This window comes from Mycobacterium sp. (genome assembly GCF_032159765.1).
In the GTDB taxonomy this organism is placed as follows: domain Bacteria; phylum Actinomycetota; class Actinomycetes; order Mycobacteriales; family Mycobacteriaceae; genus Mycobacterium.
In genome coordinates this window covers 1-7,558 of sequence record NZ_JAVHWM010000086.1, presented here as the reverse complement: position 1 = coordinate 7,558, position 7,558 = coordinate 1, and the positions used below count along the sequence as shown (strand labels likewise).

11 protein-coding genes are annotated in these 7,558 nt (G+C 65.6%); 8 read left to right on the top strand and 3 right to left on the bottom strand.

Annotated elements, in window-relative coordinates; all coding sequences use genetic code 11:
* A partial coding sequence (locus QOH60_RS09515) for a histidine phosphatase family protein (RefSeq protein WP_526419495.1) occupies positions 1-195 on the top strand: 195 nt, incomplete at its 5' end.
* Between the two features lie 6 nt (positions 196-201).
* Here the strand turns inward: QOH60_RS09515 and QOH60_RS09510 are convergent.
* Entirely contained in the window at positions 202-651 is a 450-nt protein-coding gene (locus tag QOH60_RS09510; protein WP_526419493.1) for a LapA family protein, read from the bottom strand.
* Positions 652-687: 36 nt separating this feature from the next.
* On the opposite strand from QOH60_RS09510, the gene QOH60_RS09505 reads away from it, so the two are divergent.
* Genes QOH60_RS09505 through QOH60_RS09485 form a run of 5 tightly spaced genes read left to right on the top strand, consistent with a single transcriptional unit; the run spans position 688 to position 4,852 of the window.
* Positions 688-1,665, top strand: coding sequence for an ABC transporter substrate-binding protein (locus QOH60_RS09505; protein WP_526419491.1), 978 nt, complete (start codon positions 688-690; stop codon positions 1,663-1,665).
* 33 nt (positions 1,666-1,698) lie between these two features.
* Complete coding sequence (locus tag QOH60_RS09500; RefSeq protein ID WP_526419489.1) at positions 1,699-2,844, top strand: ABC transporter ATP-binding protein; 1,146 nt, start codon at positions 1,699-1,701, stop codon at positions 2,842-2,844.
* A gap of 3 nt (positions 2,845-2,847) precedes the next feature.
* Positions 2,848-3,495: an ABC transporter permease gene (locus QOH60_RS09495; protein WP_526419487.1), complete on the top strand. Its 648-nt coding sequence runs from the start codon at positions 2,848-2,850 to the stop codon at positions 3,493-3,495.
* Positions 3,492-4,262, top strand: coding sequence for an ABC transporter permease (locus tag QOH60_RS09490; protein ID WP_526419497.1), 771 nt, complete (start codon positions 3,492-3,494; stop codon positions 4,260-4,262). The genes QOH60_RS09495 and QOH60_RS09490 overlap by 4 nt, the downstream gene beginning before the upstream one ends.
* Positions 4,259-4,852, top strand: coding sequence for a putative glycolipid-binding domain-containing protein (locus QOH60_RS09485; protein ID WP_526419484.1), 594 nt, complete (start codon positions 4,259-4,261; stop codon positions 4,850-4,852). Before QOH60_RS09490 ends, QOH60_RS09485 begins: the two co-directional genes overlap by 4 nt.
* On the opposite strand, the gene QOH60_RS09480 is transcribed toward QOH60_RS09485, so the two are convergent.
* On the bottom strand, positions 4,815-5,774 hold the full coding sequence (locus QOH60_RS09480) for a prephenate dehydrogenase (RefSeq protein ID WP_526419482.1): 960 nt from the start codon (positions 5,772-5,774) through the stop codon (positions 4,815-4,817). The genes QOH60_RS09485 and QOH60_RS09480 overlap by 38 nt on opposite strands.
* A gap of 84 nt (positions 5,775-5,858) precedes the next feature.
* Here QOH60_RS09480 and QOH60_RS09475 point away from each other — a divergent pair, with 84 nt between their 5' ends.
* Positions 5,859-6,380 carry a tRNA adenosine deaminase-associated protein gene (locus tag QOH60_RS09475; RefSeq protein WP_526419480.1) on the top strand — a complete coding sequence of 174 codons (522 nt, stop codon included), beginning with the start codon at positions 5,859-5,861 and terminating at the stop codon, positions 6,378-6,380.
* Between the two features lie 82 nt (positions 6,381-6,462).
* Positions 6,463-6,915: a nucleoside deaminase gene (locus QOH60_RS09470; RefSeq protein WP_526419478.1), complete on the top strand. Its 453-nt coding sequence runs from the start codon at positions 6,463-6,465 to the stop codon at positions 6,913-6,915.
* A gap of 16 nt (positions 6,916-6,931) precedes the next feature.
* Here QOH60_RS09470 and QOH60_RS09465 read toward each other — a convergent pair.
* Positions 6,932-7,558, bottom strand: a 627-nt coding sequence (locus QOH60_RS09465) for a hypothetical protein (protein ID WP_526419476.1), incomplete at its 5' end; no start/stop codon positions are given.

Genomic DNA, 7,558 nt, shown 5'->3' with positions numbered 1-7,558 from the left:
ATTGCCCTGTTCAGCCACGGCGGCGTCATCAACGTGATCCTGCACCGGCTCCTCGGCACGGAACGGCTGCTGCTGTTCCCTATCGACTACGCGTCGATCACGCGGCTGCGCTATTCACGCGCGGGGGCCTTCACGGTGGCCGAGGTCAACGGCACCGAACACGTCTGGGACCTGTTGCCCCGCAACGACCGCTGACCCCGATCACTCCGCGGGCGGCGGGCGCAGGGCCGCCTGCAGATTCTTCTTCGCCATCCGGCGCAGCTGCAGCATGCGCAGTCCGCCGGTCATGAATGTGATCAGCGAGCCGCAGATCGCGGCCACCAGCAACGCTATTCCGGTCGGCGTCTCCCACTGCCACCCGAGGAACTGGATCGTCGTCGAGTCAAGGTTCTGAGCGATGAAGACCAGCAGCACGATCAATGTCAGCGCGCCGACGATCAGCGCCCACCATGCCGCCGCCGTCTTGGTGAACCTCACCGCCGACTGCGGAGGGTAACTGCGCGGTTCCTTGCCGCGCTTACCGAATGGCCCCCCGTGACCGGGTTCCTGATGTCGGGCGACCTCCTCAGGCGGAGGCGGCGGTGGGGCTGGTTGAGGCTGTGCAGGGCCTGTTTCGTGCATCGGCGGTGGCACGTTCGGATCGCTGCTCATGTGTTCATGATTGCCCGTTCATGGCGAGAAGCAAGCATGTTGCGCGTTAGGGTCGAGCAAGCCAACGGGAGGACAGCGGTGCGGACAATCAGATGGCGCTCTGCGGTCGCGGCCGGCCTCGCGGTCCTGGTGGCCGGCTGCGGGAGTTCCAACCCGCTCGGCGGCGGCGAGGTCTCCGGCGATCTGAAATCAATCGTCGTTGGATCGTCCGACTTTCCGGAGTCGAATATCATCGCCGAGATCTACGCTCAGACGCTCGAAGCCAACGGCTTCGACGTTGGACGGCGGTTCAATATCGGCGCCCGCGAGGTGTATATCCCTGCCGTTCGGGATCATTCGATCGATCTGATGCCCGAGTACACCGGGAACCTGCTGCAGTACTTCGACAAGAAGACCACGGCCACGACGCCGGATGACGTGGCGCTGAGCCTGCTTCGAGTACTGCCTGGCGATTTGGCGATACTGAATCCGTCGAAGGCGAACGACACCGACACCGTGACCGTCACACGCCAAACGGCGGAGAAGTGGAACCTCAAGACGATCGCCGATCTCGCCGCGCATTCGGCCGAGGTCAAGTTCGGCGCATCCTCAGAGTTCCTGAACCGGACCGAAGGATTGCCGGGGCTCAAGGCGAAATACAACCTGGACATCAGCCCGGGAAATTTCGTGGCGATCAACGATGGCGGCGGTCCGGCCACGGTGGCCGCACTGGTCAAAGGCGATGTCACCGCCGCCGATATTTACAGCACGTCGCAGTTCATTCCGCAGAACGATCTCGTGGTGCTCGAAGACCCCAAGAACAACTTTCTGGCCGCCAACTCGGTCCCGTTGGTGAGTTCCCAGAAGAACTCCGAGAAGCTCAAGAATGTGCTCGATGCCGTGTCCGCCAAGTTGACCACGGAGGATCTCATCAAACTCAATACCGCAGTTAGTGGCAACTCTGGCGTCGACGCCGACGAAGCCGCTCGAAAGTGGGTGCAGGACAATGGCTTCGACAAACCCCTCGGTGGGTGATGAGCGCTTGCGCGAAGAACAGAGACGGGTGAGATGATCAACTTCGACAGCGTGACCAAGCGCTATCCCGACGGCACCGTCGCGGTGGACAACGTGACCCTGGACGTGGCGGCAGGAACACTCACCGTGTTCGTCGGCCCGTCGGGCTGCGGCAAGACGACGTCGATGCGGATGATCAACCGGATGATCGAGCCGACGTCGGGCACCCTGACCGTCGACGGCGCCGACGTCACCAAGGTCGACCCGGTCAAGCTCCGACTCGGCATGGGATATGTCATCCAGAGTGCAGGCCTGATGCCGCACCAACGCGTGGTCGACAACATCGCGACCGTGCCGGTGCTGCGTGGCGAGTCTCGCCGGACCGCGCGCAAGGCCGCGTTAGGAGTGATGGAGCGGGTGGGCCTGGACGCCAAACTGGCCAGGCGGTATCCCGCTCAGCTGTCCGGAGGCCAGCAGCAGCGCGTCGGGGTGGCCAGAGCGCTGGCCGCTGATCCGCCAATCCTGTTGATGGACGAGCCCTTCAGCGCCGTCGACCCTGTGGTCCGCGAGGAACTGCAGGCCGAGATGCTGCGGCTGCAAAGCGAACTGCACAAGACGATCGTGTTCGTCACACACGACATCGACGAGGCACTCAAGCTCGGCGACAAGGTCGCGGTCTTCGGCCCCGGCGGTCTCCTGCAGCAGTACGACGCACCGGCGCGACTTCTGTCGAACCCCGCCAACGAATTCGTCGCCGGCTTCATCGGCGCCGACCGCGGCTACCGGGGTCTGCAGTTCGTGCACGCCACCGGGCTGCCGATCCACGACATTCACACCGTCACCGAGGCCGAGATCGACGGGCTGACTCTCGGCGACGACGAGTGGCGGCTGGTCAATCGACCCGACGGAACGCCCTACGCGTGGCTCAACGCCAAGGGCGTGCAAATCCATCGCGACGGCGGATCCCTGTACGACAGCACGATCGCCGGCGGATCGCTGTTCCGCCCGCAGTCCACGATGCGTCAGGCTCTCGACGCCGCGCTATCGTCACCGTCGGGCCTGGGCGTGGCGGTTGACGACTCGGGCAAGGCGATCGGCGGCGTGCTGGCATCCGATGTGGTGGCCGCACTCGACAAGCAACGGACGACGGCGATGAGCCTCTCGGGCGAAGAGCAAACATCCCCGAGTAGACAGCCTTAGCTTGTGCAATACCTCCTGACGCATCTCGACAAGGCCTGGGATCTGGCGATCATTCACCTGCGGCTGTCGCTGATCCCTGTGCTTCTCGGTTTGGTCATCGCGGTGCCACTCGGCGCCCTCGTCCAACGAACGACGATCCTGCGGCGCATCACTACGCTGACCGCGAGCATCATCTTCACGATCCCCTCGCTGGCCTTGTTCGTCGCGCTGCCGCTGGTCATTCCGACGAGGATTCTCGACGAGGCCAACGTGATCGTCGCGCTGACGCTCTACACCACTGCGCTGCTGGTGCGCGCCGTGCCCGAGGCGCTGGACGCGGTGTCAGGCCAGGTGCGCGACGCCGCCACGGCGATCGGCTACCGACCGCTCACCCGCATGCTCAAAGTCGATCTCCCCCTGTCGATACCTGTGCTCGTCGCAAGCCTGCGCGTCGTCGCGGTCACGAACATCTCGATGGTTTCGGTGGGCTCGGTGATCGGCATCGGCGGCCTCGGCACGTGGTTCACCCTGGGCTACCAGGCCAACAAGACCGGCCAGATCGTCGCGGGCATCATCGCGATCTTCGTGCTCGCGGTCGCCGTCGACACGACGATCTGGGCAGCGGGCCGGCTGGCCACACCATGGGCCAGAGCGAGGTCGGGCGGGCGATGAACTTCCTGCAGCAGGCGCTCTCCTACATCTTCACCGCGGCTAACTGGGGCGGGAACGCCGGGCTGCTCGCCCGCATCGGAGAGCATCTCGAATACACCGTCCTCGCCGTCGCGTTCTCGGCCCTGATCGCGATCCCGATCGGAATGCTGGTGGGACACAGCGGCCGCGGCACGTTCGTCGTGGTCACCGGTGTCAACGCGTTACGCGCCCTGCCCACTCTCGGCGTGCTGCTGCTCGCGGTACTGCTGTACGGCTTGGGCCTGCTGCCGGCGGTTGTGGCATTGATGCTGCTCGGCATTCCGCCGTTGCTGGCCGGGACTTACGCCGGTATCGCGAACGTCGACCCCGCCGTGGTCGACGCGGCACGGGCGATGGGGATGACGGAGAGGCGCGTGCTCCTGCGAGTCGAACTGCCGAATGCGTTACCGCTGATCCTCGGCGGACTGCGCACCGCGACGCTGCAAGTCGTCGCGACGGCGACCATCGCCGCCTATGCAAGCCTCGGTGGACTGGGCCGGTACCTGATCGACGGCATCAAAGTTCGCCAGTTCTATATCGCCTTGGTGGGCGCGTTGATGGTCACCGCGCTGGCTCTGCTGCTCGATGCGCTGTTGGCGTTCGCCGTGTGGGCGTCGGTACCGGGGACGGGTCGCTTCCGGAGGATGCCGGCACCACTGGTCGACGACGAAGCGGCGATGGCACGTAGGCGATCGACACCGGATTTAACCGGCGCGCGGGGCGAATCGTCGACTAGTTTAGACGGGTGAGCGAGACCCCACCTGAAGCGGCACCGAGCGCTTGGCCGGCAATCCTGACTTGGCGTGCCCGTGACGTTCCGCGGATGGAGTCAGCCCGAGTTCATCTGTCCGGCAACAGGATCAGAGCTTACGGTCGGATCGTCGCCGGTGCCACGAACGCGCATCCGGCATTCAGCGCGTCCTACGATCTGGTCACCGACGAGACAGGCGCGACGCTGCGGTTGTCGCTGAGCCTCACCCTGGCCGAACGCGACCGTCAGCTGTCCATCGCGCGCGACGAGGAGAACATGTGGTCGGTCACCGATCACCAGGGGTCGTCCCGCGGCGCCTACGACGGCGCGCTGGACGTCGACATGGTGTTCAGTCCGTTCTTCAACGCGCTGCCTATTCGGCGAACCGGTGTCTACAAGAGCCCGCAATCGGTGACCGTGCCAGTGGTGTACGTGAGCCTGCCGGAGCTGGCCGTGAAACCGGCGATGATCGGCTACACGAGCGGCCCCGACGGGATCAAGCTGCACTCGCCGGTCGCCGACACCACGGTCACCGTCGACGAGAACGGCTTCATCCTTGACTACCCCGGGCTGGCGGAACGGATCTGAACACACCGCCAGCGCGGCCGGCCGCGGCCAGCTGCGGACGCCAGCCCTCGTCGCCGACCAAGATCCCGGCGATGTCGAAACGCGAGAAGCCGTCGTATCGGGTTCGCGCGGCGTGGCCGTGATCCACGAGCTCGGCCACCGATCCCTGATCGGCGAGCGATGTCGACACCTGGGTGAGAAGTTCGATCGTCCGGTGCAGGATCGGGAGTGCCTGCTCGGCGTTGGCTTCGCACATGGCTCGCACGAGTTCCGGGGCGGTGGCTGCGACGCGAGTGATGTCGCGGAAGGAACTGGCCGCCAGCGCGAAGGCCAGCGGCACCTCGGCGGCCGTGGCTGCTACCGCCTCGGATACCAGGTGCGGCACGTGTGAGATGGCTGCGGCGGCCGCGTCGTGCTCGTCGGATCGCGCCGGCACCACCACCGCGCCGCAGGCCAGCGCCAGCTGGGTGACCGCGATAAAGCACCGCGGGTCGACATGGTCGTCGACGGACACGACCCACGCGGCCCCGACGAACAGGCGGTCGCTGCCGGCCGCCCAGCCGGAGTGGATGGTGCCTGCCATCGGGTGCCCGCCGACGAAGTTCGCCAGCATGTCGACCTTCTGAACCTCTTCGAGCACAGCGGTTTTCACGCTCGTGACATCGGTCAGCGGATTGTCTGGCGCCATGTCGCGGATGTAATTCAGCAGGATCGGCAATGCGGGTGCGGGAACAGCGAGGACGATCAACGCTTTGCTCTCGGCCGCGTGGCCCAGGGCTTCGTCCAGTCGATGGGTGGCGTCGAACCCGTCGAAGCGGGCCGCCTGCACCCCCTCGACGGAGCGGTTGTATCCGAAGACCTCCAGACCGGCCTTCGCGGCGGCTCGCATGATCGATCCGCCGATCAGGCCGAGCCCGAGCACACAGACCGGGTTCGCCGTCACAGCTTCAAGGTTGGCACACCGACCTGCCGCGCAGACCGTCAGATAGTGGTCAAGGCAGTCCAGGGGCGACTACCGTAATCGGCCATGGGACCACAGCGTGGACCGGCGAAGGAGCAGGCTCCGGAGATTCCGGAGGGATTCGCCGTGGCAGTGGTCCGAGAGAATGCCGCGTGGAAGTGCAGCCCTATGCCGTCGAAGGCGTTGAGCAGCCTACAAGACGCTGAGACGCAGTTGCGCGAATTACGGAGTGCGGGAGCGGTCTTCGGGCTGCTCGACGTCGATGACGAGTTCTTCATCATTGTGCGCCCGGCCCCGAGTGGAACACGGTTGTTCCTGTCGGACGCCACCGCCGCGCTCGACTACGAGATCGCGGCGGAGGCGCTGGAGAAGCTCGACGCGGACATCGACTACGACGAACTCGACCCCGATGAGCCGTTCGAAGAGGGCGACCTCCACGTGCTCTCCGACGTCGGGCTCCCCGACGATGTGCTTCGGGTGATTCTGTCCGACACCGACCTCTACGCCGACGAACAGCTGGGCATGATCGCCGCGCGGATGGGATTCACCGACGAGTTCTCCGCAGTGCTCGAACGCCTGAATCGGTGACCCGACCCTCCCCACTTCCGCGAGACAGAAGCCACGGTTGTGAAATCCGCGAAATGACTACCCAGGTTTCTATCTCGGCGCGATGAACGACGAAGAACTCATCCGCGTCGCCTTGGCGGCGGCCGCGACGGCTGGGCCGCGGGACGTCCCGGTGGGAGCGGCCGTGTTCAGCGCCGATGGTGTCGAGTTGGCGCGAGCCGTCAACGCCCGCGAGGCGCTAGGTGATCCGACAGCCCACGCCGAAATCCTTGCGCTGCGGGCCGCGGCCCACGCTGTCGGAGACGGCTGGCGACTGGACGGCACGACGCTGGCGGTGACGCTGGAGCCGTGCACAATGTGTGCCGGCGCGCTGGTGATGGCCCGGGTTGCGCAGCTGGTGTTCGGCGCGTGGGAACCGAAAACCGGTGCGGTCGGATCGCTGTGGGATGTCGTGCGTGACCGGCGGCTCACACACCGGCCGGAGGTGCGCGGCGGTGTGCTGGCCGACGAATGCGCGGCTCCGCTGGCGGAGTTCTTCGCCCGGCAGCGTGGATAAGCGACACCGCCGCTGGCTACAGCTGGCGCTCAATCGGGCGATCGCGATCGGGGCCCGTGCCGCCGCCGCCTAGGCCTCCTCCGCCGGTGCCGGGCGGCGTGACGACAGGCGGCGGAGTGACAACCGGCGGCGTGACAACAGGCGGTGGGGTGACGACGACGGGCGGTGTACCGGCGGGCTCCACCGTTGCGATCGCGACGAAGGAGAAGAAACCGTTGTGCCCGTCGCTGGCCGTCACGTGTATGGTCACGTTCTCGTTTTCGGTCAGCGAGTTCACATAGTTGGCGTTGGGCACGAAGACCACGGTGATCGAGAACGTCCCCGCGCCGGTGTTTGGCGTGACGGTTACGGTGCCGGTGTTTTGGCTGCCGGCGGGACTGGCGAACGCTCCGAGGGTGACCGTGTCTCCGTTGAGGTCTTTCACCGTCCCGGTGAAGGTTGTCGAGTTATCCGCATTATGGACGGGGCCGTTCATGAGCAATAGCGGTCCCACGTTGCCGCGCGTCACGCTTGCCTGCACGTTGATGGTGGCATGTTCGTCTCCATTGCCCAGCGTGAATGTCACCGGCACGGTGGTGTTGGCGGGAAGCTGGTTCACGAACGTCGTATTGGGTGTGAAGACGACGGTGTAGTGGCCAGGCTG